The sequence below is a fragment of the Mycobacterium sp. NPDC004974 genome, assembly GCF_053600815.1.
Map to the genome: position 1 here is coordinate 593,066 of NZ_JBSGAQ010000002.1, position 24,950 is coordinate 618,015.

The following is a 24,950-nucleotide window of genomic DNA, read 5'->3' on the forward strand; positions in this document are numbered from 1 at the left end:
CTGCGCTCTGCTCTGCTGCCGGCGTATTCGCTGGCACTGTCGTTGCTGATAACCGGGCCGCTGCTGGCGCCCGGTTATCTGCTTTTACGCGACGCGGTGTCCACCCCCCAGTCGTATCTGACGGATGCCGCACTCGGACTGTCCGAGGCCGCACCACGGGCGTTGCCGCAGGACTTCTTCATCGCCCTGACCTCTGCCGTGCTCGACGGCGGGGTGGTGGTCAAGGTGTTGTTGGTGGCCGGTCTGTGGGTGGCCGGCTGGGGAGCCGCCCGGCTGGCCTCCACCGTCCTGGGATCGGGTTTGTCGGGCCAGTTCATCGCGGCGACGCTGGCCATCTGGAATCCCTTTGTGGCCGAACGGCTGCTGCAGGGGCACTGGAGCCTGCTCGTCGGGTACGGCTGCCTGCCCTGGGTGGCGGTGTGCGTGCTGCGCCTGCGGGCCGGTTCCGGGATGGGGCCGGCGTGGGGCCTGGCGTTCTGGACCGCGCTGGCCGGATTGACGCCGACGGGCCTGATGCTGGCCGCGACGGTCGCGCTCGTATGTGTTGCGGCCCCTGGCACCGGCTGGAGACGCCTGCGGGTCGCCGCCCTCGCACTGGGATCCGCTGTACTTGCCGCGACGCCGTGGCTGGTGGCCGCGGCTGTCGGCGGCGCGGTGGCAGCTCCGGAGTCGCCGGCCGGGGTTCACGCCTTCGCAGCCAGGGCCGAGCCCGGTCTGGCCACCCTGGGCAGCCTGGCCGGCCTCGGCGGTATCTGGAACGGCGACGCCGTACCCGGCTCGCGTACAACGCTTTTCGCAGTAGTGGCCACCGCTGTGCTGCTCGGCATCGTCGCGCTCGGCCTGCCTGTGGTGGTGCGCAACCGCACGGCGGCACCGCTGCTGATCCTGGCCGCGACGGCGGTACTGATTCCGGCGGCCATGGCCACCGGCCCCGGCCTCGCGTTCGTCGATGCGACGATCCGGGCGGTGCCCGGCCTCGGCGTGGTGCGTGACGGGCAGAAATGGGTGGCCCTGGCCATGCCGGGCTACGTGCTGGCCGCGGCCGCCGCGCCGGTCACGTTGCGACGGCTGCGGGTGCCGTTGGCCGCTTCGGCCGCGGTGAGCTGTGCTGCACTGATCGCGGTGTTGCCCGACCTGGCGTGGGGTGTGGGCAATCAGGTGCGCGCCGTGCACTATCCGCAGAGTTGGGCCGCCGCGGCGGCGCAGATCAACGCCGAGCCCCGACCCGTGGTGGCGCTGCCGCCGGACAGCATGCGTGAATTCTCTTGGGCGCCTGCCGGTCCGGTGCTCGATCCGCTGCCCCGCTGGCTGCGCGCCGAGGTGCTGACGACCGGGGATCTGTCCATCGGCGGTCAGACGGTGCCCGGTGAAGGGGTACGCGCACGGGCCGTACAGGACCTGGTGCTCTCGGGAGCCTCCGATCAGCAACTGGCCGAGGCCGGGGTGGGCTGGGTGGTGCGCGAATCCGATCGAGACGTCTCGGTGCACCGAGTCGGTGGTTCGGCCCCCACCGCCTCACAACGCGGCGTGATGATCGCCGCACACCTGGTGTGGTTGGGGGTGTTGGTGGGCGGGGCGGCCGGGATGGCGGTCAGCGCCTGGCGAGGACGCCGAGGATCAGAAACGCGCTAACCCCGGCGTGTCGCAGCGCGGAAGCAACTGCCGAGTTGCCCGGCTGTGCGCGACTTTTCAGCGACAATCACCTCATGCGTACCGTGAGCACTGTTCGTCACACGGTCGATCAGTACTCACGTCACTGAAGCCCCAACCGGCTCGCACGTAACGGATTTGGGCTTGCCCGGCTATCAGCGACAGAGTCGCTGATAGGTGGACACTGGACCCCTGTGGTTCACGGGGTCGATGATGCTCAAGTGCCAAAAATGCGCAACGGCAATGGGTTTAGTGGGTCCAGCGTTACAGGAGTGCCACCTGTCGCTGGATTGTCGCTAACAGCCGGGCACATCGGATATCGCTCCGAAAGCTGTGACTGGTGTGACCACCACGCCGACTGGCGGCCGCGCTGACTACACCAGCCCGCTGACGTACTGGCCCTCGTGCACCGATCCCAGCACGGCGTGCATCGCGTCCGCGCTGAGCCTCCAGGAGAATTCGTCGCTGCGGGTCTGAGCCTTGCTGCCCAGCTGGACGCGCATCACGGGGTCACTCAACAGCTGACGGATCCCCGCGACCAGCGCGTCGCGATCCTCGACCAACAACCCGGTGACCCCGTCGACGATCGAGTCGGTCAGCCCGCCGGATGCGCGATACCCGATGGTGGGCACCCCGTGCTGGGCGGCCTCGGTGACGGCAAGTCCCCAGCCTTCTTTGCGCGACGGCAGAACGTGCACCCAACTCTTCTGCAGCACACGGTGTTTGGTCTCTTCGTCAACGTGACCGTGGAACGTCACCGAATCGGAGATGCCGAGAAGTTCGGCGTGCTCGACCAGCCGCCGCTGCCACCATCCACCGCCCAGGATGTCCAGGTGCAACCCGGGGACCTCGGCACGCAGTGCCGCGACCGCCTCAAGGGCATCTTCGATCTGCTTGTGCGGCACCAACCGTGACAGCACAACGAGCCGCGGGCTGGTCGACCGCGGCAGCTCCAGCGTCGGACCGGGAGCCTCGTCAAGCCCGTTGCGCACCACCGCAATCCGGCCGGAATCCACCCCGAGCTCATTGAGATCGCGGGCCGAGGGCAGTGACACGGTGACGTACTGGTTGCGACGGTGCAGTCGCGGGGAGAGTTTGGACTCGACGAACCAGCCGATCCGGCCGCGCACCGGGCCGGCCACCGGCCACAGTTCCCGGTGGCAGTGATGCACGAGCACCGCGACCCGGCGGCCGAACGCCAGCCGCGCCAGGAACGGCAGCCCGTTCTGGGTGTCGACGACCACGTCGGGCCGGACCCCGCGCAACGGCCCGAGGCCGACGCGGGAGGCCACCATGGCCAGCCCGGCCCAGATGTACACGCTGTAGGGACCACCGGCCCGGTTGATCTGCACACCGTCGACCACCTCGCGGCGGGCCGCCCCCGGGTAACGCGCGGTGCGCAACGTGACGTTGACGCCGTCGTCGGCCAGACACGCGCCGATCCGCTGCAGATAGGCCTCGCTGCCGCCGCCCTGGGGATGCCCGGTGTCGCGCCAGCACAAGAGCAGGACGCTCCGCAGGCGTGGATCAGTACGGGCAGACATCGTGTTGAGGGTACCGGTCAGTAGGTTGGGCGGGTGCAGCCCAGCGACATCTCCGCGCGCTTCGCCCGCCGGGCGACCCTGAGCCGATCGGTGCGTCTGCTGGCGCAGTTCCGGTTCGAGCAGAGCGAACCGGCCCGTTTCTACGGGGCGCTGGCCGCCGATACCGTCGCCATGACCACCGATTTATGGACGGCGGCCACCGGCGAATCCGCCGCCGGACGCACGGTGCTCGACGTGGGCGGTGGGCCCGGTTACTTCGCGTCGGCGTTCGATCACGCCGGCATGCGTTACATCGGGGTAGAGCCGGATCCTCGTGAAATGCACGCGGGCCCGGCCGCCGGCGCGGCAGAGGGCACCTTCGTCCGAGCCTCAGGGATGGCCCTGCCGTTCGCCGACGACAGTGTCGACATCTGCCTGTCGTCCAATGTCGCCGAGCATGTCCCGCACCCGTGGCGGTTGGGCAACGAGATGTTGCGGGTGACGAAGCCCGGCGGGCTGGTGGTGCTGTCCTACACGGTGTGGCTGGGCCCGTTCGGCGGCCATGAGATGGGGTTGACGCACTATCTGGGCGGAGCCCGGGCGGCCGAACGGTACACCCGCAAACACGGGCATCGACCCAAGAACGACTACGGCTCGTCGTTGTTCGCGGTGTCGGCGGGCGACGGCCTGCAATGGGCCGCCAGCACCGGCGCCCTCATCGCCGCTTTTCCCCGCTACCACCCACGATGGGCGTGGTGGATGACCTCGGTACCTGGGTTGCGGGAGTTCCTGGTGAGCAATCTGGTGCTGGTTCTTCAGCCGTCCTGACCCGTTCACTGGAACAGGTTCTCGTTTTTCTAGGAAATCTAGGTAATGTGACGCTCATGACACAGAGTTCAGCCGCCATCAGGACGGAATTCGACAAGCTGTTCATCGGCGGCCAATGGGTGGAACCCGCTACCTCCGAGGTCATCGAGGTGTTCTCCCCCGCGACCGGCGAGAAGGTCGGCCAGGTGCCACTCGCTGCCGAGGCTGACGTCAACGCCGCGTGCGCCGCGGCCCGCAAAGCGTTCGACGAGGGCCCGTGGCCCCACATGTCCCCCGAGGAGCGCCAGGCCGTGCTGGCCAAGGCCGTCGAGCTCATCAACGAGCGGGCCGAGGACTTCAAGCACCTGCTGAAGCTGGAGACCGGCCAGCCGCCGACCATCGTCGACATGATGCAGTTCGGCGCGGGCGTCTCGAGCCTGCAGTACTACGCCGGTGCGGCCGACAAGTACGACTGGAAAGACATCCGCGACGGCATCTACGGCCAGACCCTGGTCATCAAGGAGCCGATCGGTGTCGTCGGCGCCGTCATCGCCTGGAATGTGCCCTTCTTCCTGGCCTGTAACAAGCTGGGCCCGGCCCTGCTCGCCGGCTGCACCGTGGTGCTCAAGCCGGCCGGTGAGACCCCGCTGACCACCAACCTGTTCGCCGAGGTGCTCACCGAGGCCGGCCTGCCCGAGGGCGTGCTCTCGGTGGTCCCGGGCGGCCCGGAGACCGGTCGCGCCCTGACCGCCAACCCCGAGCTGGACAAGTTCACCTTCACCGGCTCCAGCGGCGTCGGCAAGGAGATCGGCAAGATCGCCGCCGAGAAGCTCAAGCCCTGCACGCTGGAACTGGGCGGCAAGTCCGCGGCGATCATCCTCGAGGATGCCGACGTGGATTCCACCCTGCCGATGCTGGTGTTCTCCGGCCTGATGAACTGCGGCCAGGCCTGCGTGGGCCAGACCCGCATCCTGGCTCCGCGGTCGCGGTACGACGAGGTCGTCGAGAAGCTCTCGGCCGCCGTCGCCGCCATGCCGGTCGGTCTGCCCGACGACCCGGCCTCGATGATCGGCCCGCTGATCTCCGAGAAGCAGCGCGAGCGGGTCGAGGGCTACATCAAGAAGGGTGTCGAGGAGGGCGCCCGCATCGTCACCGGCGGTGGCCGTCCCGAGGGCCTGGATTCGGGCTGGTTCGTGCAGCCGACCGTCTTCGCCGACGTCGACAACTCGATGACCATCGCCCAGGAGGAGATCTTCGGGCCGGTGCTCGTGGTGATCCCGTTCGACACCGAGGAAGACGCGATCCGCATCGCCAACGACTCGCCGTACGGCCTGGCCGGCAGCGTGTACACGACGGACTTCCCGAAGGCCGTCGAGATCGCCTCGAAGATCCGGACCGGCACCTACGCGGTGAACATGTACGCCTTCGATCCGGGCGCCCCGTTCGGTGGCTTCAAGAACTCGGGCATCGGCCGCGAGAACGGCCCGGAGGGCATCGACGCCTACACCCAGGCCAAGAGTGTGCTGCTGCCGTTTGGCTACACCCCTTAATTTTTCCCCGCGAACAGACGCAAAACTGCCCCAGAACACCGGTTTTGGGGCAGTTTTGCGTCTTCTCGGCCAGGAAGTGGACAGCTTGCATTCAGGTTGGGCAACTACGGTAGGCGGCCCGACAACAAGGAGGCACCGTGGCAGTTTCCGTTGATCTAGACAAGTCGCTCGACAAGGCCTACGAGAGCAAGTCGCTCAAGGAGATCCTGGACGCCTCGCCTGCGGCGCTGGCCGGGGTCACCGACGCCGACGCCGAGCATCTCGCCGCGGCGTTCAACATCAAGACCGTGCGCCAGCTCGGGTCGAACAAGTTCTTCGCCGTCGCCGCGGCGCTCGTCGCGCTGGAGTCCGCCGGCTGATTTTCCAGCTGATAGTCAGCGGCCCTGGAAGTTCGCGGCCCGTCGCTCGATGAAGGACTGCACGCCTTCGGCGGCATCAGCGGTGGCGAACAGTTCGGCAACGACGGGCCGCAGTCGCGCGATCGCGGCCGCGTCGCCCTCGCGCGAGGCGGTGTGAGCCGAGGCGAGGGTGGCCCGGACCCCGAGCGGTGCGGCGCGATCGGCGATGGTGTGCGCGATCTCGCGGGCTCGGGCGACCGCCGCATCGGCATCCGGCGCGACTTCCTGGATCAGCCCGATCCGGTGCGCCTCGGCCGCGTCGAACTCGTCACCGGTGAGTAGCCACCGCATGGCATTGCCCCAGCCGGTCTGACGCGGTAGTCGCAGGGTGGCGCCGCCGAACGGATAGATGCCCCGGAGCACCTCGATCTGGGCGAACCGGGTGTCCTGCGCTGCGACTCGGATGTCGGCGGCCAGGAGCAGTTCGATGCCGAGGGTCAGGCATCGGCCCTGGGCGGCGGCGACCACCGGTTTCGTCCAGTCGCCGTCGAGGCGCCACGGGTCACGACCGCCCTCGGGCATGGGCAAATCGCCACTGGCCACATACGGCGCCACGTCGACGAGATCGAGGCCGGCGGTGAAGTGCTCGCCGTGCGCGAACAGCACACCGACGCGCAGGTCGTCGTCGGATTCGAGCAGACCGTAGGCGAGGGAAAGATCGGTGAGCATCGCGACGTTGAACGCGTTGCGTTTCTCGGGGCGGTTCAGCCCGATCAGCAGGACGTGGCCATCCCGCTGCAGCGTGAGGGTGTCGAAGGCCGGGTCAGTCGTCATAGGGGCAGTCAACGCCCGCTCGCAGAATTATGCAAGAAGCCATAATTGCGCGTCGGCCCGGCATCCCGTGAGGACCTGTTCAGAAGCGGTTCACCTGCTAGTCTTTGTTTGCAAGCATGTTCGTTGGATACTCGACTTCATGCGAGGATTCCGCCATTTCTATGGTGGACGACATAGAAGGGTGGTGCGCGATGTGGGTCGTCGAACTCAACCTCGCCGGTCACCGGTTCACCCGTCGGGTCCGCACACCGCACACCCCGGTGCGCGCCATCACCCCGCGGATGTTGCTTCGCTGTTCCTCGCAATTCCTGCATGACCGGGTCGCCTGACACCGCCACGAAGCCGCGGAACAAGCGCGGCTCCACCCGCGCCCGCATGCTCGGCAGCGCGGTCGAGGTGCTGCGCGAGCGGGGCGCGGCCGGAGTCACGATCGACGAAGTACTCGCCCGCAGCGGCGCACCGCGCGGTTCGGTTTACCACCACTTCCCCGACGGCCGCCGTCAGATCCTGATCGAGGCGCTCCAGTTCGCCGCGGACACGATCGGCGACGTCATCGACGCCGAAACTTCCGGCAGCGCATGGGATCTGGTGCACCGATTCGTCGAATTCTGGGAACGCATGCTCACCGGAAGCGATTTCACCGCGGGTTGCCCGGTGGTCGCGGTGGCGATCGCCGCCCCAGACGAAGATCCTGATCTCACCGCGGCGGCCGCCGCCATCTTCGACCGCTGGCGCACCGCCCTGACCGTGGCCTTCGCCGCCGACGGTTTCGACGAATCCGACGCATCCTCCCTGGCGGTGATGTGCATCGCTTCCCTGGAGGGCGCCGTGGTGCTGTGCCGGTCGTCAAGATCGGTCGATCCATTGCACGACGTGGCCCGACAACTCGAATTCCTGATCAAATCAAGGGAATTCGTCCGGCGTAACGGAGTGCCCCGGTTCAGTCGGTCGACGCCCTGACCCAGCGGGCGCAGACGAAGTCGCCGTTGAGCGCAGATTCGGCCAGCACCCACTCCGAACGGACCGGCAGGACCGGCGATCCCGCCCCCAGTGTGCAGGGCGCATAGCTGACGATCATCTCGTCGATCAGCCCGGCTGTGACGAACTGGGCGGCGACGTCCCCTCCGCCGACCACCCACACATCCTTTCCCGCCGCAGCTTCGACCAGCTTCGGGTGCAGCTCGGCGACATCTCCGGAGAACACCTGCACCGGATACTCGGTGGAGACGATCTGCGGCCGATGGGTCAGCACCCACGTCGGCTGGTCGTACCCCCATTCCTCGGGATGGTTCTTCACGATCCACTCGTAGGTAGTCGACCCCATCACCAGCGCGCCAATGGTTTTGATGAATTCGTCGTACCCGAACGGGCCTTGCTGATCGATGTTCCGCGAGATCAGCCAGTCCAGGCTGTCCTCGGTGTCGACGATGAACCCGTCCAAGCTCGACGCGGTGTAGTACACGGTCTTCACCAGTCAGTCCTTCCTCATCCATTCCAGTGGGTCTCCCCGATCGACGTCGACACCGTGTCGGGCCAACATGCCCCGTACGAGTGCACGCCGATGAGCCGAATAGGTCAGCACGTGCGCGACAATCCCGTACAGCTGAAAAGATTCCGGTGGATCGCACAGCGCATCGATCACAGTGTCGCCCAGCCGGCCCGCAGCAGAGTACTCCGATATCAGTGTGGTCCAGCGCTTTCCGATGACACGGTGGTGCGCGGCGAGCTGCTCGGCCGTCGCGCTCCTGGTGGTGTCGCGCGAGGGGAAGTCCCGGCCCTCGATGGTCGCCAGCCAGACCTCCTTGGTCCACACGACCGCCCCGAGTGCCGCCGCGACGCTCGGCTCCGGACCGTCCCAGTCCAGCACCACCTGCCCCGGCGAAATCTCCTGTTTCCATTGCTGTTCGGACAGTCCCGTGGCCGCACCGATCAGGTACTCGGTGTCGGCGACATCGTGCACGAGCATGAACTGGGCGATATCCGGACCGGATGCCTCCCCCGGGTCGGCGTCACACCACAACGACTGTGGCGGATGGAAGTGCACTCCGTTGGGAGCGGTCAACCGGAACCCGACATCGTCGGCGCGAGACGGAGGTACCCCGAACGCACGGCGGAACGCCCGGGAGAACACCTCGGCCGACGACCACCCCTCGGACTCCGCCACCTCGGCCACCCCGGCACCCTGCTGCAACCGCCAGGCCGCACGCTCGAGCATGACCCGCCGGCGCAGTGCTGCAGGTGGTTCCCCGGTGAGCCTGCGCACCTCCCGGGAAAAGTGGAACTCCGAGGCGTAACTGCTGCGGGCCATGTCGCCGACGCCCGAGTTGTCGTCGTCGACGACGGCGTCGAGCAGTTCACGGAGCCGGTCACGTCCGTTCGGTTGGTCCTCCACGGTCACCGAGTATGGTCGGCCGCCGGCCCGAGGAACATGACATTTCCTGCTGTGGTCACCCGGGAGCGCTCAGCTGTCCAGCACCTGCGCCACCCGGGCCTCGACATCGACGCCGTCGAGATCGGACAGGTTGACGCCGAACCGTTCGGTGAGCGCGTCGAGAACCTGTGCGGCGGTGTCGAATCGGATCCGCTCGGTCTCGCCGTGACGGTGAATGGCCAGGTTCCGGCCGCGCAGATTGATCCTGGCGTCGTCGGTGACGAGCGCCGCAGACAGCCCGACGACGAAAATGCCACCCGGATGCGTTGACACATACCAGCTTCCGACCTCCAGGTCGATGCACGGCTGCGGCACGGTGGTGAACCGGTACAGCGGCTGCCACGCCCCACGGACCTGGGCGGCCAACTCGTACTCCGGCTCATGGCGGGTCGGCAGCTCGAGCAGTCGGTAGGGCTCGTGGCGGGTCTGCTGGACCGCACCGGTCTGCAGCCGGATCGGCGAGGGCAGCGTCTGCCCGCCGAAGCCGACGTCGACCAGGTACCGTCCGGCCTCCCCCGGCACCGTCACGGCCAGCACGTTGTGGGTGAGGGCGGGCAACGGCGCGTCGGGTTCCTTCATCCAGATCACCCGCCCGGCCAGGCGTTCGACGCCGTACCCCAGCTCGTCGAGGACGTATCCGAGAAGTCCGTTGTGCTCGTAGCAGTAGCCGCCGCGGCGGCGGGTGACGAGCTTGTCCGACAGCGCCGCGGCGCTCAGATCGCCGACCGGGATGCCCACCAGCGGGTCCAGGTTCTCGAACGGGATGGAGCGGCCGTGTGCGGCGATGATGCCCCGCAAGGTGTCGGAGTCCGGTTGCGTCGAAGCGTGATAGCCGATCCGGCCGAAGTAGCCGGGGAGGTCGAATCCCATGACCGTCAATCATGCTGCCTCAACATTGGTTCAGGTCAACTGCGGAGGACACTGGACCCATGGCTGCCCACCTAACCGAGGGACTGCGGGACGATCTGCTGGCCCGTTGGTCGGAATCCCACCGCAGGCACCACAACGTTGCGCACCTACACGAAGTGCTCGACGCGATCGACGTCCTTGCTGGGGACGGGCTGCAGTTCGATCGGGAAGCCGTCGAACTCGCGGCGTGGTTCCACGACGCGATCTACGACGTCGGCCGCGACGACAACGAAGACCGCTCGGCGATGTTGGCCCGCCAAATGTTGGACGGATCTCCGGACTGCGACGAAGTGGCGCGACTCGTCCTGGCGACCAAGTTCCACAAAGTCGACAACGGCGACGTGAACGCCGCGGTGCTCAGCGACGCCGACCTGTCAGTGCTCGGTGCGCCGGCAGTCCGCTATCGGCAATACGCCGACGCGGTGCGCGACGAATATGCGGCGGTGCCGGACGACGTGTTCAAACCTGCACGGGCTCGAGTGCTCTCGGCGTTGCTCGCCGGGCAGATCTTCCACACCGTGCCCGGCCGGGAACGCTGGGAGGAGCAGGCCAGACGCAATGTCACCGATGAAATCGGTGAGCTGAACAGCTGAGGAATCGGATGCCGCCGACTGTGACGAATCCGTTGATCTCATAGCCACGCCGCGCGACCTGTGGTTTTGAGAGGATTGTCCGCAGCTACCCGGCGGTAGGTATACGGACCCGCAAAGCAAATGGGTTTTTCACCTGCGACCTGGGTACACTGGCAAAACTAGAACACGTTCCAATCCACATCAGGGGGACCCTGTGGCTGCGACCGATATCGACCCGTCCGAAATCACCAAGTGGGATCCGGGCCTGACCGAAAAGGTCATGGGCTTCCTGCGGCCGCTCATCAAGGGCTACCACCGCGCCGAGGTGCGCGGGCTGGACAGCTTCCCCAACGGTGGCGCGCTCGTGGTGTCGAACCATTCCGGTGGCCTGTTCGCCCTGGACGTGCCGGTGTTCGCGACGGGCTTCTACGAGAAGTTCGGCTACGAACGCCCCGTCTACACCCTCAGCCATGACATGTTGATGACCGGCCCTACCGCGGCCTTCTTCAAGAAGACCGGCTTCATCCGGGCCAGCCACGAGAACGCTGACGAGGCGCTGCGTTCAGGCGGCGTGGTCGTGGTGTTCCCCGGCGGTGACTACGACGTGTATCGGCCGACCTTGTCGGCCAACAAGATCGACTTCGCCGGGCGCACCGGCTACATCAAGGCCGCCATCAACGCAGGCGTGCCGATCGTTCCGATGGTCGGCATCGGCGGCCAGGAGACCCAGCTGTTCCTGTCCCGCGGCACCGGAGTGGCCAAGGCGCTCGGCCCGATCGCACGGATGGCCCGCACCAAGATCGTGCCGGTGTCGTTCGGTTTCCCGTTCGGCCTGTCGGCGGTGCTGCCGCTCAATGTCCCGTTGCCCAGCAAGATCGTGATGAAGACGCTGGAGCCGATCGACATCGAGGCCGAGTTCGGCGAGAACCCCGATATCGACGAGGTCGACGCCCATGTCCGCCGGGTCATGCAGCGCGCGCTGGACGAGCTGGCCGCAGAGCGCCGCTTCCCGGTGATCGGCTGATCACCGGTGAACCCGCTCGATCTGCTGACGGGACCGCTGGACCGGGTCACCGACACCGTCGGCCTGGTCACCACCATGCGCCGGGCCGGAATCATCACGGTGATGCGCCCGGACAAGTACCTGCGCATCGCCGCGGCCATGGCGCGCGAGAACATGAGCGTCACTTCGGGTTTCGCGGCCTCGGCGGTCCGCTGCCCGAACCGGCCCGGCCTGGTAGACGAACTGGGAACGCTGACCTGGCAACAGGTGGACCAACAGGCCGACGCGCTGGCGGCCGGCCTGCAGGCACTGCCGGGCGGTGAACCGAAAGTGCTCGGCATCATGGCCCGCAATCACCGCGGCTTCGTGTTGTCGCTGATCGCCGCCAACCGCATCGGCGCCGACGTGCTGCTGCTCAACACGTCGTTCGCCGCACCGGCGCTGGCCGAGGTGGTCAACCGCGAAGCGGTCGACGCCGTCATCTACGACGAAGAGTTCACCGAAACGGTCGACCGGGCCCTGTCGGACCGGCCCAACGCCGCACGGATCGTGGCGTGGACCGACACCAACATCCACGACGTCACCGTGGCCAAGCTCGTCGAGCAGCACCGCGGTGCGGAGCCGCGGCGCGCCGAGGAGAAGAGCAAGGTCATCTTGCTGACCTCGGGCACCACCGGAACACCCAAGGGCGCCAAGCATTCCGGTGGCGGACCCGAGGTGCTGAAGTCGATCCTGGACCGCACCCCGTGGCACACCGAAGAGCGGGTTGTGATCGTGGCGCCGATGTTCCACGCCTGGGGCTTCTCCCAGCTGGCCTTCGCGGCATCGATGGCCTGCACCATCGTCACCCGGCGCAAGTTCGACCCCGAGGCCACGCTCGAGCTCGTCGACCGGCACCGGGCCAAGGGCCTGTGCGTGGTGCCGGTGATGTTCGACCGGATCATGGAACTCCCCGAGAACGTGCTGAATCGCTACGACGGACGCACGCTGCGGTTCGCCGCCGCGTCCGGATCGCGCATGCGTCCCGATGTCGTCATCGCATTCATGGACCGGTTCGGCGACATCATCTACAACAACTACAACGCCACCGAGGCCGGCATGATCGCCACCGCGACACCGGCCGATCTGCGCGCCGCCCCCGACACAGCGGGTAAACCCGCCGAGGGCACCGAGATCCGCATCGTCGACACGGAGTTCCGGCAGGTCCCCACCGGGGAGGTGGGCACCATCTACGTGCGCAACTCGACCCAGTTCGACGGCTACACGTCCGGCACGACGAAGGATTTCCACGAGGGATTCATGTCGTCGGGCGATGTGGGCTACCTGGACGAGGCGGGCCGGTTGTTCGTGGTGGGCCGTGACGACGAGATGATCGTCTCCGGCGGCGAGAACGTGTATCCGATCGAGGTGGAGAAGGTCCTGGCCGGCCATCCCGATGTCGCCGAGGCCGCGGTGATCGGCGTCAATGACACGCAGTACGGGCAGCGGCTTGCCGCGTTCGTGGTGCTCTCCGGTTCCAATAGCCAGGCCACCCCCGACAACTTGAAGGCGTACGTTCGCGAGAACCTGGCCAATTACAAAGTGCCGCGGGAGATCACCGTGCTCGACGAGTTGCCGCGCAACAGCACCGGCAAGATCGACCGACGCCAACTCCAGGAGAAGGTGGATGGCTGAACGTCGACGGCTGCTCGCAGCGGCGGCCGAGTTGCTCAACGCTGCCAACGCAGTGAAACCGCTCGGACGCAAGGGTTACAGCACCATCCTCGCCTTCGCCTTCGGCTGGCCGACTTCGGAGAACGCCCCGCTGGTGATCACCGGGTCGGCCCTGGATGCGCTGCGCCGCGGCATCCGTGGTGACTACCGGTCCGCGAGCGGCCGGATCTCCTTGCTACTCAAGGCGATTTCCTGGGCACTGCTGGTGCTGGTGCACCGTCGCGGTGTGCAGTCGCGGCACTACTTCGAAGATCCGGTACGTGAGGCCCTGGCCGACGAGTATCCGTCCGCGCTGCGGCCCCTACGTCGCGGCGAGGTGTACTCGACGTCGATGAGCCGGCGCCGCTACGTACGCAAGACCGTGCACTACGGCCCGCATTGGGCCAACCTCGCCGACATCTGGATGCGTCCGGACCTGCCGCTCGACGGCAAGGCGCCGGTGCTGCTGCAGGTGCCGGGCGGGGCGTGGATGATCGGTATGCGCCGGCCGCAGTCATATCCACTGATGAGTCACCTGGCCGAGCAGGGCTGGATCTGCGTGTCGATCGGCTACCGGATCAGCCCGCGCCACCCGTGGCCCAACCACATCATCGACGTGAAACAGGCCTTGGCGTGGGTGAAGGCCAACATCGCCGAATACGGCGGCGACCCAGACGCGGTGTGCATCACCGGCGGATCGGCGGGTGGGCATCTGACCGCACTGGCCGCACTGACCCCCAATGATCCCAAGTGGCAGCCGGGTTTCGAGGATGCCGACACCTCGGTGGCGGCGGCGGTGCCCGTCTACGGCCGCTACGACTGGTTCAGCACCACCGGCACCGGGCGCGCGGAGTTCGTCGAGGCGCTGGAGCGGCTCATCGTCAAGCTGCCGCTGGCCACCAATGACCAGGTGTACAAGGATGCCTCACCGATCACGCTGGTACACCCCGACGCCCCACCGTTCTTCGTGCTGCACGGGGCCGACGACTCCGTCATCCCGGTAGGCGAGGGCCGCGAGTTCGTCGCCGCACTGCGCAAGGTGTCGAACTCACCGGTGATCTACGCCGAGATTCCACACGCCCAGCACGCGTTCGACATCTTCGGCTCACCGCGCGGGCACTACACGGCCGATGCCGTCGCGGAGTTCCTGAACTGGGCCCGGGCCAGGACCACGGCGCAGAACACCGCGGACGCCGCTTCCGGTTACTAGAATTTCTCAGATGTCCACACCGGACACCGAGATCGCCGCGCTGACCGCCGCGCTGCCGGATCGCGCGGTGATCACCGACCCTGCCCTGATCGAAGGCTATCGCCGCGACGCCGCGCTCGACCCGGAGGCGGGCCGACCGCGGGCCGTGGTGCGGGCCGGTAGCACCGAAGACGTGCAAGCCGTGCTGCGGTGGGCGAGCGCACACCGTGTCGCCGTGGTGCCCCGGGGCGCGGGATCCGGGCTTACCGGCGGCGCCAACGGGGTCGACGGCGGCATCATTCTCAGCACCGAACGGATGCGCGACATCCGCATCGACACCGCGAGCCGCACCGCGGTGGTGCAACCCGGTCTGATGAACTCCGAAGTGAAAAAGGCCGCCGCTGAGCACGGGCTGTGGTACCCACCTGACCCCGGTTCGGTCGAAATCTCCTCGATCGGCGGGAACGCGGCGACCAATGCCGGCGGGTTGTGCTGTGTGAAGTACGGGGTCACCAGTGATTACGTGCTGGGCATGCAGGTGGTGCTGGCCGACGGCACGGCTGTGCGGTTGGGCGGCCCACGACTGAAAGACGTTGCCGGCCTGTCGTTGACGAAGCTGTTCGTGGGTTCCGAGGGCATCCTCGGCGTGATCACCGAACTCACCCTGCGGCTGATCCCGGCGCAGCCCCCGGCATCGACCGCGGTCGCGCTATTCGGCTCCGTGCAGGACGCCGCCGACGCGGTGGTGGCCATCACCGAGAAGGTCCGGCCGGCCATGTTGGAGCTGATGGACCACGCCACCATCAACGCGGTCGAGGACTATCGCCGCATGGGCCTGGACCGCTCGGCAGAGGCGATGCTGCTGGTTCAGTCCGACGCACCGGGCGCCGCCGCCGAGGAAATCGCGCACATCGTCGAGGCCTGCGAAAAGGCGGGGGCCACTGAGGTTTACGCGACCGATGACCCGGAAGAGGGCGCCGCGTTCACGGCGGCTCGTCGCCTGGTGGGCCTGGCCCTGATGCAACTGGGCACGTTCTATCTCGAGGACGTGACGGTGCCGATACCCGACCTGCCGGAACTGGTGGCCGGCATCAAGCGCATCGCCGACGACTGCGACGTGCTGATCTGCGTCGTCGCGCACGCCGGTGACGGAAACACCCACCCGGTGGTGGTGTTCGATGCCCAGGATCCGGATATGAGTGAGCGGGCCCGGGTCGCGTTCGCCCGCGTCATGGAACTGGCGATCGCCATGGGCGGCACCATCACCGGCGAGCACGGCATCGGCCGGCTCAAAAGGGATTGGCTGCCACTGCAACTCGGCGACGACGTGATGGCGCTGACCCGCCGGATCAAGGATGCCCTGGACCCACAGGGCATCCTCAATCCGGGTTCGGTACTGCGCTGACTCAGCTCTCGGCCAGCACCCCGTGCAAGGCCTTCTTCGCCTCGGTGATCGCCGCGAGCAGGTTCGTCCGCACCTCACCGAGCTTGGCCTTCTGCTCGTCCGTGCCCGTGAACGCGATGGTGCGGGCCAGACCCGCGACCTCGTGCAGGCCGGTGCGGATCTTGATGACGTCCGCGAACTTGCCCGCCTTGCCCAAGAACGCATGTGCGGTCTCGCTGGTGACACCACGCCAGGCCAGCAACTGAGTGCCGAAGTCGGTCAGCGTGGCGACACCGTCGGACACGGTGACCACACCGCGGCCGGCCAGCGCGGCGATCGCCAAATCGACGATGTCCTGCGGCGGGGTGAACGCACCACCGGTGGCTTCCGTGGTGCGTTCGACGATCTGTTCAGCCGTGGCCGGCCCGTCGAGTAGCAGTGCCGCGGTGCCGATCGCCGCGCGCTTGAGCGCGAAGCCCGGCCCACCGAAACCGCCGCCGAAGCCGGGTCCGCCGAACGCTCCCGCACCGAAACCGCCGAAGCCGCCGTGCTCACCGTGACCGCAGTTACCGCCGCCGAAGCCCGGGCCTCCGCCGCCAAAGAATCCTCCAAAACCCATGTCACACATCCTTTTCCAGATTTTCAACCGGACCGACGGAACGCGGCCCAGTAGGTGTATCAAGTTCCTTGATACGCCCCATTCGGGGCCAATTCAATGAGATCTGGCTGAGAACTGCTTGAGCTCTGAGCGAAACGGTGCGACCGGTCCGCATGTCGATGAGGACAGCGCGTGTGAAGATGCCAGCTATGACTGCCCCAGACAGCGAGCCGCTGGGATACCTGCTGCACCGGGTGGCGGCAACGCTGCGCCCGGAGGCCGCCGCTGTTCTCGCTCCGCTCGGACTCGGACTGGCGGAGTTCGTCTGCCTGCGGATCATCTCGCTGAATCCCGGGCTCACCAGCGCCGACCTGGCCCGCTACACCAATGTCAGCGCGCAGGCGACCAACCAGCTGCTGCACCGCCTGGAAGCCGCGGGCACTGTGCGCCGCGATACGGCAGCGGTGGGAAAAGCACTGCCTGCCGAGCTCACTTCGGCAGGCCGAGCGTTGCTCACCCGCGCCGAGGAGGCCGTCCACACGGCTGATCAGCGCGTGCTGGACCGCCTGACGCCCACCGAACAACAGCAGCTCAAGGCGTTGTTACGCAAGGCCGGACGCGACGACACCGCGTGCGGGCCGGTTGGCTCCTGACTCAGAACACCCGCACCTGGCCCTCGAGGACCGGAACGGTCTCGGGGAGCTTGTAGGTCTCGATGCCGTTGCGGAACATGATGGCCTCACGCGCGTGCTCGGGCAGGTGCTTGACCAGCCAGCGCGGATCATCGAACGTCCAGTGCGGATAGTCGCTGGAGAACAGCAGGATCTTCTCGCACTCCATCCACTCGAAGGCCCGCGACAGCTCGGTCTTGTCCTCGGGGTAATCGAGTGGCTGCGTGGTGAACTTGATGTGGTCCTTGACGTATTCGGACGGTTTGCGCTTGATGTCCATCCAGGATTTGCGCGCCTCGTAGATCGCGTCCATGCGCCACATCAGCGGCAGGATCCAGCTGAACGCATGCTCGACCAACACAATGCGCAGGGTCGGGAACCGGTCGAACACGCCATCGAAGACCAGGCTCATCACCTGATTGGCCGCCAGCAGCGAGTACGTGACCATGAAGTCGTGGTTGTAGCTCGGCAACCCCACCGGCGGTATCGGTAGCTCGTCGAACTCGCCGCGCCCCAGGTGACAGCTCACGGTGATGTCATGCTTGGTCGCCGCCGCCCATACCGGGTCGTACTTCGGGTCCCCCCACGACGGCCGTGGTTCGGCCGTGATGAGGATCTGCGCCATGTACGGATGCCCGGCCCAGCGCTCTATCTCCTGCGCCGCCGACTCCGGAGCCTCGATTGCGACGCAGATCGAGCCCCGCCACCGCTCGTGCCAGTTGTTGTGACTGTCGAGCCAGTGGTTGGCCTGCCAGTCGTTCATCGCGCACTTCATGGCGTGGTTGGCCTCGGGGATGTGCGCCCCATAGGCCGCGGGCTCCAGGATCGCGATGTCCGAACCGGCCTCCATGATCAACTGCCGGAAGGCGAGGTCAGGATCGCTGCCTGCGAATTCGCCGTCGGCCGGGAACGTGTCAGCGCGCATGGCGTAGGCGTGCGCGTAGTCGGGGGCGTCGTAGTAGATGAGCTCACCCACATCGTGGGTGTTGAAGTATCTGCTGCGCCAGGGCTCCGGGATGTACTGACCCAATTCGCCCCGACGCGGCATGGGATGCACATCGGAGTCGACGCAGCGCACCGCGATGCGTTCGGTGGCGGGAACCCTCTGCGAGGTGGTCACGGTCATCTTCGTCCCCTCAACATGCGGTTGCGACGGCGATGGATTTGGTCTCGAGATGGCCTTCGAGCCCTTCACTGCCCAGCTCCGGGCCTTATCCGCTGTCCTTGACGCCGCCGAACGGTGCGAACGGATCCATTGCGTACCCCTGGTTTACCCCGAAAGTGCCCGTTTGTACACGTTCGGTGATGCTGACGCCGCGGTCGGCATCAGCCGTCCATACCGCCCCGGCCAGGCCTATTTGCGGCGTCGCCGGCCGATGCTCAGCATCCAATCGGGAAACGCCAAGCTATGGATGATCCGTTGGGTCCGGAAGAGCTGGCGCGGAAGCGATGCCGTGTTGTAGGGCAGGTCGTACTTCTCGCACAGTTCCCGCACGCGAACGCTGACCTGTGGGAGGCGGTTGCTCGGCAGGTCGGGGAACAGGTGATGCTCGATCTGGTAGCACAGGTGACCGCCCGAGATCGCCAGCAGCGGGCCCGCGTTGAAGTTTGCGGTCCCGAGCATTTGCCGGAGATACCACTCGCCTTTGGTCTCGTCCTTGACCACCGCCGGGTCGAACGTCTCGGCGCCGTCGGGGATGTGCCCGCAGATGATGTTCACGTACACCCACAGGTTGCGGATCACGTTGGCGGTGAGGTTCGCCGTCAAAGTTCGGCACCACCGGCGTCCGCTCAGCGCGGGCAGGAACACATAGTCCTTGCTCAGCTGGCGGGCGATCTTGCCGAGAAACCTTCGCTTCTCCACCGCCACAGCGTCCGGCGCCTCGTGCCGGAGACGCTCGGAGTGCAGGCCGTGCAGGGCAATACCCCACTCGAACATCGCTGCCAGCACCAAGTTTCGCACCGGAGTCGCCAGGTGGACCCAGCGCCACGGCTGGTCGGTGGTGACCCGATGGAGGCGGTAGCCGATGTCCTCGTCCATGCCGAGCACATTGCTGTACACGTGGTGCCGATAGTTGTGCGAGTACCGCCACTGCGCAGAATGCCCGACCATGTCCCACTCCCAGGTATTGGAGTGGATTTCGGGATCGTTCATCCAATCCCACTGGCCATGGGAGATGTTGTGGCCGAGTTCCATGTTCTCGATGGACTTCGCATATGCCAGCGCGCACGTTCCCACCAACCAACCGGTCTTCGACCGACTGCCGGCGATCACCAGCCGCGACGCGACGTCGAGCACCCGCTGGAAATGGATCACCCGCCGGATATAGGCCGCGTCCTCCGCCCCGAGCGACTCCTCGACGTCTCGGCGGATCACGTCGAGTTCATAGGCGATCTCTTCGACGTCCGCGCTGCTGAGATGCAGGTAGGTGGAGACATCGGCGATCGCCATCAAGGTGTCCTCGGGTGGGTGCAGCGTTGGAGCGGTGGAATCCCGGCCACCGCGAGGGCCAGACCGCAGCCTAAAGGCTCGGGCTTGACGACAGGAAATCGAGGTTCGCCGGACAGGCGAAATGGCGGCGCGGACGTACGGCCCGCGCCCAACTCCCCGCGCCACATGCTGCACACCACGGTGCTCGGCGACGAACCGATCCAATAGGAGCGCGCATAACCTGCACGTTCAATGCGTGCTGGCGGCCGGCCGCACGATGATCTCGTTGACGTCCACCGTCGGGGGTTGCCCGATCGCGAATGCGATGGCATCGGCGATAGCGGAGGCGGGAATGGCCAGGGCGCGGTAGGTACGCATGGCCTCACGGGCCGCCGAGTCTGAGATCGATTCGGCGAGTTCGGATTCGGTAACACCCGGGGAGATCACGCTGACCCTGATGGCCCCGGACTGTTCTTTGCGCAGCCCTTCGGAGATGGCCCAGACCGCGAACTTGGTCGCGGAGTAGACGGCCGCGGTCGGTTCCACTTCGTGGGCGCCGATGGAAGCCACATTGACAATGTGACCGCTGCCCTGGACCTGCATCACGGGCAGCGCCGCGCTGATGCCATGAAGTACACCGCGGATGTTCACATCGATCATCCGGTTCCACTCGTCGACCTTGTTTTCGGCCAGCGCCGACAGCGGCATGACGCCCGCGTTGTTGATCATGACGTCCACGCCGCCGTAGGTGCTGACCGCGCCACCGACGAACTGCTGAACGTCGGCGGCATCGGTGACATCCAGCCGGCGAGACGATGCGGTGCCTCCGGCGGTCTCGATACGCGCGGCCAGGGCGTCGAGCCGTTCGGTGCGGCGGGCGCCCAGGAAGAGCCGGTGACCGTCCTCGGCGAGGCGCAGTGCCGTGGCTTCGCCGATTCCGCTGCTGGCTCCGGTGATCAGGACTGTCTTCGGGTTGTTGGTCATGGTGGTGTTCTCTCGGGTCAGACGGCTTGCTGGGTGGGCAGGATGGTGATTTCGGTGAGGTTGACGTGCCGGGGTACCGAGGCGATGAAGGCGACCGTTTCGGCGACGTCGGCGGCACTGAGCACGTCGATGTCGTTGATGAGGTCGGCCATCAACCGGCTGGCGTCGGGGTCGGTCACATGGTCCGGCAGTTCGGTATCCACCATCCCCGGTTCGATGGTCGAGACGCGCACCATCTTGCGGCCGAGCTCGACGCGCAACAGCCGGGTCAGCTGGCTGATGTACGCCTTGGTCCCGGAGTAGACGGAGAACTTCTCCAGCACGCGGGTCGCCGCGATCGACGACGTGGTGATGAGGTCGGCCGGTTTGCCGTGAGCGGCTGAATCGATCAGCTGCGGGACGAATGCCCCGATGACATTCATGACGCCGGTGATGTTGAGGTCGATCTGACGTTGCCATTCATCGAACCTGACGTCTTCGACGGGCGAGATCAGTTGAACCCCAGCGTTATTGAATACCAGGTCGACCGGGCCGAACTGGTCGGCGATCTGTTGGGCAGCCGCGTTGACCGCCGTGCGATCGGTGACGTCGAGCGGCACCGCGAGTGCGGTGCCCCCGGCGTTCGTGATGCGCGCCGCCAGCGCGTCGAGCTTGTCTGCCCGGCGCGCCGCGATGGCCACCTTGGCGCCCAAAGACGCCAACCGAAATGCGGTGGCTTCGCCGATACCGCTGGAGGCTCCGGTGACGACGGCGACGCGGCCGGACAGCGGGGTGGCGGTGATGACTGTGGACATGTGCTTCGGTCCCTTCGGAAATGCGTGGATGTGTACATCCGAGACAACAGCTCCGAGGGTTGTTGTTGGGGGCACAGGCTGGCCCGAAGTATCGGGGGACAAGTTGGGCCACCATAAAGCACCGCCGACGGGTGCACGGCGCGGCAGACTGCTGATATGAGCGACCGGAGACCCACCGAGCTGGCGGAGTTCCTCAGCGCCCGACGCGCCCAGCTCAGCCCGCAAGATGTCGGCCTGGACGGGCCTGCCCAGCGACGCCGGGTACCGGGTCTGCGCCGCGAGGAGCTGGCCAGGCTCGCCGGCGTCAGTGTCGACTACTACACCCGCCTGGAGCAAGGCCGCAGCCGCAGCGCATCCGCCGATGTGCTCGACGCGTTGGCCGCTGCGCTGCGGCTCAACGACGCCGAACGCCAGCATCTTCATCTGATTGCCAAACCACAACCGGCGCAAAGGAAACGCCGATCGAGGCCACAATCGGTTGACCCGGCGACGCTGCGCCTATTGGAGCTTTTCGACCAGGTGTCATCTCCGGCGTTCGTACTGGGCCGGCGGCTGGATGTGCTGGCGCACAACCGTTTGGCGGGTGCGCTCATCACCGAGTTTCGTGAACTTCCTGCCCCATTGCGCAATCAGGCACGATTCGTGTTCTTCGACCCGCACGCGCGGGAGTTGTATGCGGACTGGGACGAGGTGGCCACCGATACCGTGGCGATGCTGCGCCTGGACGCCGGCCGCTACCCCGATGACGAGAAGCTGTCGGCGCTGGTCGGTGAGCTGTCCATCCGGTCGGTGGAATTCCGCAAGTGGTGGTCGAACCACAACGTGGAACGCCGCACCACCGGGACAAAGGCCTACCACCATCCGCTGGTCGGCGACCTCACCGTCAGATATCAGGCGCTCAATCCATCGGGCGACCCCGATCAGATCCTCATCGTGTACACGACCGAACCCGGATCACCCGACGAGACGTCGCTACGACTACTTGCCAACTGGCACGACGGTGAGCGTCACGTCCAGCCGGCCCCCCACTCAGGTCGGTAACTGCCCGAGCTGCTGCAGGACCGAATACAAGTTGGCTACACCCCAGTGGTCGCTGATCTTGCCGTCACGCACGCGCATGGCGTCGACCGTCTCGAACTGGATGCGCTTGCCGGTAGGGGCGATGCCGAGAAAGTCGCCATCATGGGTGCCGTGGTAGACCTTGTAGGTGGTGACGATGTCGCCGTCAGCGGTTTGCCAGTGGATCTCGGGACGAAAATCGCTGAACGCCCCCCGCAGCCGCTTGTAGAGCACCAGCACCCCGGCCTTGTCGGCAGTGGTGCCGGGTTGCGGCGTGTGGTCGACGAAATCATCGGCGAACAGTTCCTCGAAGAGGACGAAATCGCCTTGGCCCTGAACCTGTTCGGTGTTGCGGCGAACCACCGCCTTGATGGCCTCGGAAGTATCGGGATCGGTCATTGATGGCGGCCTTTCTGTTGCTGCTGATATGGGAAGTGCCCTGCTAGCGTGTTGCTGTGGTGAGAAGGTCAGGGTGGCTCACTAAACGAGAAGCACGGATCTGGCAGTCCTACCGAGATGTTCGGCGGGAGTTGCAGGCGGCGTTCCACCTCCAACTGTCGCGGCAGGAAGGCATCTCGGCGGCCGACTACGCCGTGATGGTGCCGTTGTCGGACGCCCCGGACGGGCAATTGCGGACCAAGGACCTCGGTATCGCCCTGGGATGGGACCGCAGTCGCACCTCGCATCAGGTCACGCGAATGGTCAAGCGGGGCTTGGTTGCTCGCGAACTCTACGCAGACGACGCTCGCGGTTCGATCGTTCGGCTCACACCCGCGGGCAAGGCTGTCATCGAACACGCCGCACCCAACCACGTGGCGCTGGTCCGGCAACTGTTCTTCGACCCGATCTCCGACGACGAACTCGACACGTTGGGTGTGGTGCTGGACCGCATGCTGGTGGCGATCCGCCAATACACGACCGAAGACACCGACACTGAGCGTCATATCTGACGGTCGCCCGGCCCGATCCGAAGAACGCGTTTGCCGCTCACGTGGCGGGTACCGACATCGCGGTAAGCCTGGCGGACCTGTTCGGTGGTGAGGTCGTAGACCGCCGCGATCGGCACCGTGATGTCGCCCGTCGCGACCAGGCCTGCGAGTTCTGCCCAGATATCCGGAGTGTCGGCCTCCTCCTGGGCTTCGGAATGCACCCCGAACCGCTCGACCGCTTCCTGATCGATGAGCGTGTTGATGCGTTCGGGTTCAACGCCGAGGCCAATGGCAAGCGAGACATTGCCCGACCCGAAAGTGTCGATGAAGCCGTCGACACCGTTGGGGGCCAACTCACGAAGCCGGTCGGGCAATCCCGACCCGTACCGGACGGGCACGATTCCCAGCGAGGACAGGAGGTCGACGTTGGCTTCCCCGCAGGTGCCGATGACCTCGGCGCCACGCAACCTGGCCAACTGGGCTGCGTAGATCCCGACACCGCCGGCCGCGGCGGACACCACCACGGTCTCACCCGGCTGCGGGTTTACCGCGGCGACCGATGCCCATGCCGTGGCACCGGCGCCGGCGATGGTCGCGGCCGCCTCCCAGGACAGCCCGCCAGGTTTGGGCGCGACTCGATCGACACCGAGCCCGACGTATTCGGCCTGCGCCTGCCGCGGCGCGAACCCGATGACCTCGTCACCGACCACGAATTCGTCAACCCCGTCGCCGATCTCGGCGATGAACCCGGCGAAATCGTTGCCCTGCCCTTCGGGGAAGTGGGCCGGCCAGATATCGGCGAACCGGCCCTCGCGAATACCGATCTCACCCGGGTTGGTGGCCGCGGTTACCACAGCCACCACCACCTGCCCCGGACCTGCGGTGGGACGGGGAACCTCGATCACCTCGAGGACATCTGGTCCGCCGTAACGAGCGAACCGCACCGCCCTCATCACAGCCGGCCCGGCTGCGCGTAGCGGTAGAAGAACGGCCCGGACGTGGCCGCCAACGCGCGAGTCAGGCCGGAGCTGTCCTCGAGGAGGCGCGCCCCGGGATCCAACGGGCCCACATACACCGGCTCAAAACCGGCATCGACGCTGAGTTGCTCGGCACAGGACCGGGCGCCGTCATCGGCGGCGTACAGGTTGCTCGGCGCCACCCGCTGCTCGCCGATCCGATCGTAGAGACTGGCGAAATTGGTCGAAAACGCCTTGGCGGTCGGACCACCGATGATCGACTGAATCTGATGCGACAACGACGGAAAGTCGCCGTGACGGTCGGTGTAGATGTTGCACGCATCGATGGTGAGTTGACCCGCCAGCCCGGCCACCGCACCCAGAGCCTCCGAAATCTGGGCTGCCGCAACCGCAACCACAACGACATCGGCATCGGCGGCATCGCCACCTTCCCGCCCGAAGGCGCGCACCTGGTGGCCGTGGGCACTCCACAACCGGGCCAGTCCCCCACCCACGTGCCCTCTGCCGATCACGGCGATCTCCACGGAATCGACAATACCCAGACTTCGCAAGATTGGTGACGTATCAGCAAAATGTTGCGCGTTGGCCTCTCCGTGGGCAGATACCGTGCTCAGTGACTTCTCGC

At 66.5% G+C, this 24,950-nt stretch carries 27 protein-coding genes and 1 pseudogene; 14 read left to right on the top strand and 14 right to left on the bottom strand.

The genetic code is table 11. The features are described 5' to 3' along the window. Window positions 1-15 precede the first annotated feature (15 nt). Complete coding sequence (locus ACWEFV_RS07695) at window positions 16-1,632, top strand: hypothetical protein (RefSeq protein WP_450069761.1); 1,617 nt, start codon at window positions 16-18, stop codon at window positions 1,630-1,632. Window positions 1,633-2,024: 392 nt separating this feature from the next. Here ACWEFV_RS07695 and ACWEFV_RS07700 read toward each other — a convergent pair whose 3' ends face one another. After that, complete coding sequence (locus tag ACWEFV_RS07700; RefSeq protein WP_450069701.1) at window positions 2,025-3,194, bottom strand: glycosyltransferase family 4 protein; 1,170 nt, start codon at window positions 3,192-3,194, stop codon at window positions 2,025-2,027. Window positions 3,195-3,242: 48 nt separating this feature from the next. Between ACWEFV_RS07700 and ACWEFV_RS07705 the strand changes: the two genes are divergently transcribed. The 3 genes from ACWEFV_RS07705 to ACWEFV_RS07715 all read left to right on the top strand — a co-directional run bounded on the left by ACWEFV_RS07705 (window position 3,243) and on the right by ACWEFV_RS07715 (window position 5,889). After that, the gene (locus tag ACWEFV_RS07705; protein WP_450069762.1) at window positions 3,243-4,001 is read left to right on the top strand and encodes a class I SAM-dependent methyltransferase; all 759 of its coding nucleotides are present in this window, start codon (window positions 3,243-3,245) and stop codon (window positions 3,999-4,001) included. A 56-nt stretch (window positions 4,002-4,057) separates the two neighbouring features. Further along, window positions 4,058-5,530 carry an aldehyde dehydrogenase gene (locus tag ACWEFV_RS07710; protein WP_450069702.1) on the top strand — a complete coding sequence of 491 codons (1,473 nt, stop codon included), beginning with the start codon at window positions 4,058-4,060 and terminating at the stop codon, window positions 5,528-5,530. 137 nt (window positions 5,531-5,667) lie between these two features. Further along, window positions 5,668-5,889: a hypothetical protein gene (locus ACWEFV_RS07715; RefSeq protein WP_135451584.1), complete on the top strand. Its 222-nt coding sequence runs from the start codon at window positions 5,668-5,670 to the stop codon at window positions 5,887-5,889. A 15-nt stretch (window positions 5,890-5,904) separates the two neighbouring features. Here ACWEFV_RS07715 and ACWEFV_RS07720 read toward each other — a convergent pair whose 3' ends face one another. Continuing rightward, a complete protein-coding gene (locus ACWEFV_RS07720) occupies window positions 5,905-6,702 on the bottom strand; it encodes a crotonase/enoyl-CoA hydratase family protein (RefSeq protein WP_450069703.1) in 798 nt (265 codons plus the stop codon). 191 nt (window positions 6,703-6,893) lie between these two features. Here ACWEFV_RS07720 and ACWEFV_RS07725 point away from each other — a divergent pair, with 191 nt between their 5' ends. Both ACWEFV_RS07725 and ACWEFV_RS07730 read left to right on the top strand, forming a co-directional pair. Next, window positions 6,894-7,031, top strand: a complete 138-nt coding sequence (locus ACWEFV_RS07725) for a hypothetical protein (protein ID WP_167857670.1) — start codon at window positions 6,894-6,896, stop codon at window positions 7,029-7,031. After that, window positions 7,015-7,662, top strand: coding sequence for a TetR/AcrR family transcriptional regulator (locus ACWEFV_RS07730; RefSeq protein ID WP_450069704.1), 648 nt, complete (start codon window positions 7,015-7,017; stop codon window positions 7,660-7,662). The genes ACWEFV_RS07725 and ACWEFV_RS07730 overlap by 17 nt, the downstream gene beginning before the upstream one ends. Here ACWEFV_RS07730 and ACWEFV_RS07735 read toward each other — a convergent pair. From ACWEFV_RS07735 to ACWEFV_RS07745, 3 genes are all read right to left on the bottom strand, one after another. Beyond that, window positions 7,643-8,173: a dihydrofolate reductase family protein gene (locus ACWEFV_RS07735; RefSeq protein ID WP_450069705.1), complete on the bottom strand. Its 531-nt coding sequence runs from the start codon at window positions 8,171-8,173 to the stop codon at window positions 7,643-7,645. The two genes, ACWEFV_RS07730 and ACWEFV_RS07735, sit on opposite strands and share 20 nt — an antisense overlap. Window positions 8,174-8,176: 3 nt before the next feature. Beyond that, window positions 8,177-9,100, bottom strand: coding sequence for a helix-turn-helix domain-containing protein (locus ACWEFV_RS07740; RefSeq protein WP_450069706.1), 924 nt, complete (start codon window positions 9,098-9,100; stop codon window positions 8,177-8,179). 63 nt (window positions 9,101-9,163) lie between these two features. Beyond that, window positions 9,164-10,003 (bottom strand): arylamine N-acetyltransferase family protein, encoded by an 840-nt coding sequence (locus tag ACWEFV_RS07745; RefSeq protein ID WP_450069707.1) that lies wholly within the window; start codon window positions 10,001-10,003, stop codon window positions 9,164-9,166. Window positions 10,004-10,062: 59 nt separating this feature from the next. Between ACWEFV_RS07745 and ACWEFV_RS07750 the strand changes: the two genes are divergently transcribed. The 5 genes from ACWEFV_RS07750 (at window position 10,063) to ACWEFV_RS07770 (ending at window position 15,903) form a co-directional block, all read left to right on the top strand. Next, entirely contained in the window at window positions 10,063-10,635 is a 573-nt protein-coding gene (locus ACWEFV_RS07750) for an HD domain-containing protein (protein ID WP_450069708.1), read from the top strand. 193 nt (window positions 10,636-10,828) lie between these two features. After that, window positions 10,829-11,638 carry a 1-acyl-sn-glycerol-3-phosphate acyltransferase gene (locus tag ACWEFV_RS07755; protein ID WP_450069709.1) on the top strand — a complete coding sequence of 270 codons (810 nt, stop codon included), beginning with the start codon at window positions 10,829-10,831 and terminating at the stop codon, window positions 11,636-11,638. Window positions 11,639-11,713: 75 nt separating this feature from the next. Next, the gene (fadD12, locus tag ACWEFV_RS07760) at window positions 11,714-13,291 is read left to right on the top strand and encodes an acyl-CoA ligase FadD12 (protein ID WP_450069763.1); all 1,578 of its coding nucleotides are present in this window, start codon (window positions 11,714-11,716) and stop codon (window positions 13,289-13,291) included. Continuing rightward, window positions 13,284-14,519, top strand: coding sequence for an alpha/beta hydrolase (locus ACWEFV_RS07765; RefSeq protein WP_450069710.1), 1,236 nt, complete (start codon window positions 13,284-13,286; stop codon window positions 14,517-14,519). The genes fadD12 and ACWEFV_RS07765 overlap by 8 nt, the downstream gene beginning before the upstream one ends. 10 nt (window positions 14,520-14,529) lie before the next feature. Further along, a complete protein-coding gene (locus tag ACWEFV_RS07770) occupies window positions 14,530-15,903 on the top strand; it encodes an FAD-binding oxidoreductase (RefSeq protein ID WP_450069711.1) in 1,374 nt (457 codons plus the stop codon). Between the two features lies 1 nt (window position 15,904). Here the strand turns inward: ACWEFV_RS07770 and ACWEFV_RS07775 are convergent, their stop codons facing one another. After that, a complete protein-coding gene (locus ACWEFV_RS07775) occupies window positions 15,905-16,501 on the bottom strand; it encodes a hypothetical protein (protein ID WP_450069712.1) in 597 nt (198 codons plus the stop codon). Between the two features lie 188 nt (window positions 16,502-16,689). Between ACWEFV_RS07775 and ACWEFV_RS07780 the strand changes: the two genes are divergently transcribed. Next, window positions 16,690-17,133 (top strand): MarR family winged helix-turn-helix transcriptional regulator, encoded by a 444-nt coding sequence (locus tag ACWEFV_RS07780; RefSeq protein WP_135451572.1) that lies wholly within the window; start codon window positions 16,690-16,692, stop codon window positions 17,131-17,133. Between the two features lies 1 nt (window position 17,134). Here ACWEFV_RS07780 and ACWEFV_RS07785 read toward each other — a convergent pair whose 3' ends face one another. From ACWEFV_RS07785 to ACWEFV_RS07805, 5 genes and pseudogenes are all read right to left on the bottom strand, one after another. After that, complete coding sequence (locus ACWEFV_RS07785) at window positions 17,135-18,277, bottom strand: amidohydrolase family protein (RefSeq protein ID WP_135451571.1); 1,143 nt, start codon at window positions 18,275-18,277, stop codon at window positions 17,135-17,137. A 10-nt stretch (window positions 18,278-18,287) separates the two neighbouring features. Then, window positions 18,288-18,506, bottom strand: a pseudogene (locus ACWEFV_RS07790) (aldehyde dehydrogenase family protein); the annotation flags it as partial. After that, entirely contained in the window at window positions 18,506-19,603 is a 1,098-nt protein-coding gene (locus ACWEFV_RS07795) for a fatty acid desaturase family protein (protein WP_135451570.1), read from the bottom strand. The gene ACWEFV_RS07795 and the pseudogene ACWEFV_RS07790, both read right to left, overlap by 1 nt. 228 nt (window positions 19,604-19,831) lie before the next feature. Continuing rightward, the gene (locus ACWEFV_RS07800; RefSeq protein WP_135451569.1) at window positions 19,832-20,566 is read right to left on the bottom strand and encodes an SDR family oxidoreductase; all 735 of its coding nucleotides are present in this window, start codon (window positions 20,564-20,566) and stop codon (window positions 19,832-19,834) included. Window positions 20,567-20,583: 17 nt separating this feature from the next. Further along, on the bottom strand, window positions 20,584-21,360 hold the full coding sequence (locus tag ACWEFV_RS07805; RefSeq protein ID WP_135451568.1) for an SDR family oxidoreductase: 777 nt from the start codon (window positions 21,358-21,360) through the stop codon (window positions 20,584-20,586). A 156-nt stretch (window positions 21,361-21,516) separates the two neighbouring features. Between ACWEFV_RS07805 and ACWEFV_RS07810 the strand changes: the two genes are divergently transcribed. Then, window positions 21,517-22,401: a helix-turn-helix domain-containing protein gene (locus ACWEFV_RS07810; RefSeq protein WP_135451567.1), complete on the top strand. Its 885-nt coding sequence runs from the start codon at window positions 21,517-21,519 to the stop codon at window positions 22,399-22,401. Here the strand turns inward: ACWEFV_RS07810 and ACWEFV_RS07815 are convergent. Continuing rightward, window positions 22,390-22,818, bottom strand: coding sequence for an ester cyclase (locus ACWEFV_RS07815; protein WP_135451566.1), 429 nt, complete (start codon window positions 22,816-22,818; stop codon window positions 22,390-22,392). The genes ACWEFV_RS07810 and ACWEFV_RS07815 overlap by 12 nt on opposite strands. A gap of 56 nt (window positions 22,819-22,874) precedes the next feature. On the opposite strand from ACWEFV_RS07815, the gene ACWEFV_RS07820 reads away from it, so the two are divergent. Then, on the top strand, window positions 22,875-23,369 hold the full coding sequence (locus ACWEFV_RS07820) for a MarR family winged helix-turn-helix transcriptional regulator (protein ID WP_450069713.1): 495 nt from the start codon (window positions 22,875-22,877) through the stop codon (window positions 23,367-23,369). On the opposite strand, the gene ACWEFV_RS07825 is transcribed toward ACWEFV_RS07820, so the two are convergent. Together ACWEFV_RS07825 and ACWEFV_RS07830 are read right to left on the bottom strand one after the other, a co-directional pair. Next, entirely contained in the window at window positions 23,360-24,301 is a 942-nt protein-coding gene (locus tag ACWEFV_RS07825; RefSeq protein WP_450069714.1) for an NADP-dependent oxidoreductase, read from the bottom strand. The genes ACWEFV_RS07820 and ACWEFV_RS07825 overlap by 10 nt on opposite strands. Then, entirely contained in the window at window positions 24,301-24,849 is a 549-nt protein-coding gene (locus tag ACWEFV_RS07830) for an NAD(P)-binding domain-containing protein (protein WP_135451564.1), read from the bottom strand. The genes ACWEFV_RS07825 and ACWEFV_RS07830 overlap by 1 nt, the downstream gene beginning before the upstream one ends. Window positions 24,850-24,950: the final 101 nt, after the last annotated feature.

Excerpts from the sequence above, each read along its gene's own strand:
- ACWEFV_RS07700 (WP_450069701.1), bottom strand. The coding sequence starts at position 3,194 with ATGTCTGCCCGTACTGATCCACGCCTGCGGAGCGTCCTGCTCTTGTGC.
- ACWEFV_RS07710 (WP_450069702.1), top strand. The coding sequence starts at position 4,058 with ATGACACAGAGTTCAGCCGCCATCAGGACGGAATTCGACAAGCTGTTC.
- ACWEFV_RS07720 (WP_450069703.1), bottom strand. The coding sequence starts at position 6,702 with ATGACGACTGACCCGGCCTTCGACACCCTCACGCTGCAGCGGGATGGC.
- ACWEFV_RS07725 (WP_167857670.1), top strand. The coding sequence starts at position 6,894 with ATGTGGGTCGTCGAACTCAACCTCGCCGGTCACCGGTTCACCCGTCGG.
- ACWEFV_RS07730 (WP_450069704.1), top strand. The coding sequence starts at position 7,015 with ATGACCGGGTCGCCTGACACCGCCACGAAGCCGCGGAACAAGCGCGGC.
- ACWEFV_RS07745 (WP_450069707.1), bottom strand. The coding sequence starts at position 10,003 with ATGGGATTCGACCTCCCCGGCTACTTCGGCCGGATCGGCTATCACGCT.
- ACWEFV_RS07750 (WP_450069708.1), top strand. The coding sequence starts at position 10,063 with ATGGCTGCCCACCTAACCGAGGGACTGCGGGACGATCTGCTGGCCCGT.
- fadD12 (WP_450069763.1), top strand. The coding sequence starts at position 11,714 with ATGCGCCGGGCCGGAATCATCACGGTGATGCGCCCGGACAAGTACCTG.
- ACWEFV_RS07765 (WP_450069710.1), top strand. The coding sequence starts at position 13,284 with ATGGCTGAACGTCGACGGCTGCTCGCAGCGGCGGCCGAGTTGCTCAAC.
- ACWEFV_RS07770 (WP_450069711.1), top strand. The coding sequence starts at position 14,530 with ATGTCCACACCGGACACCGAGATCGCCGCGCTGACCGCCGCGCTGCCG.
- ACWEFV_RS07775 (WP_450069712.1), bottom strand. The coding sequence starts at position 16,501 with ATGGGTTTTGGAGGATTCTTTGGCGGCGGAGGCCCGGGCTTCGGCGGC.
- ACWEFV_RS07780 (WP_135451572.1), top strand. The coding sequence starts at position 16,690 with ATGACTGCCCCAGACAGCGAGCCGCTGGGATACCTGCTGCACCGGGTG.
- ACWEFV_RS07785 (WP_135451571.1), bottom strand. The coding sequence starts at position 18,277 with ATGACCGTGACCACCTCGCAGAGGGTTCCCGCCACCGAACGCATCGCG.
- ACWEFV_RS07795 (WP_135451570.1), bottom strand. The coding sequence starts at position 19,603 with ATGGCGATCGCCGATGTCTCCACCTACCTGCATCTCAGCAGCGCGGAC.
- ACWEFV_RS07800 (WP_135451569.1), bottom strand. The coding sequence starts at position 20,566 with ATGACCAACAACCCGAAGACAGTCCTGATCACCGGAGCCAGCAGCGGA.
- ACWEFV_RS07805 (WP_135451568.1), bottom strand. The coding sequence starts at position 21,360 with ATGTCCACAGTCATCACCGCCACCCCGCTGTCCGGCCGCGTCGCCGTC.
- ACWEFV_RS07810 (WP_135451567.1), top strand. The coding sequence starts at position 21,517 with ATGAGCGACCGGAGACCCACCGAGCTGGCGGAGTTCCTCAGCGCCCGA.
- ACWEFV_RS07815 (WP_135451566.1), bottom strand. The coding sequence starts at position 22,818 with ATGACCGATCCCGATACTTCCGAGGCCATCAAGGCGGTGGTTCGCCGC.
- ACWEFV_RS07825 (WP_450069714.1), bottom strand. The coding sequence starts at position 24,301 with ATGAGGGCGGTGCGGTTCGCTCGTTACGGCGGACCAGATGTCCTCGAG.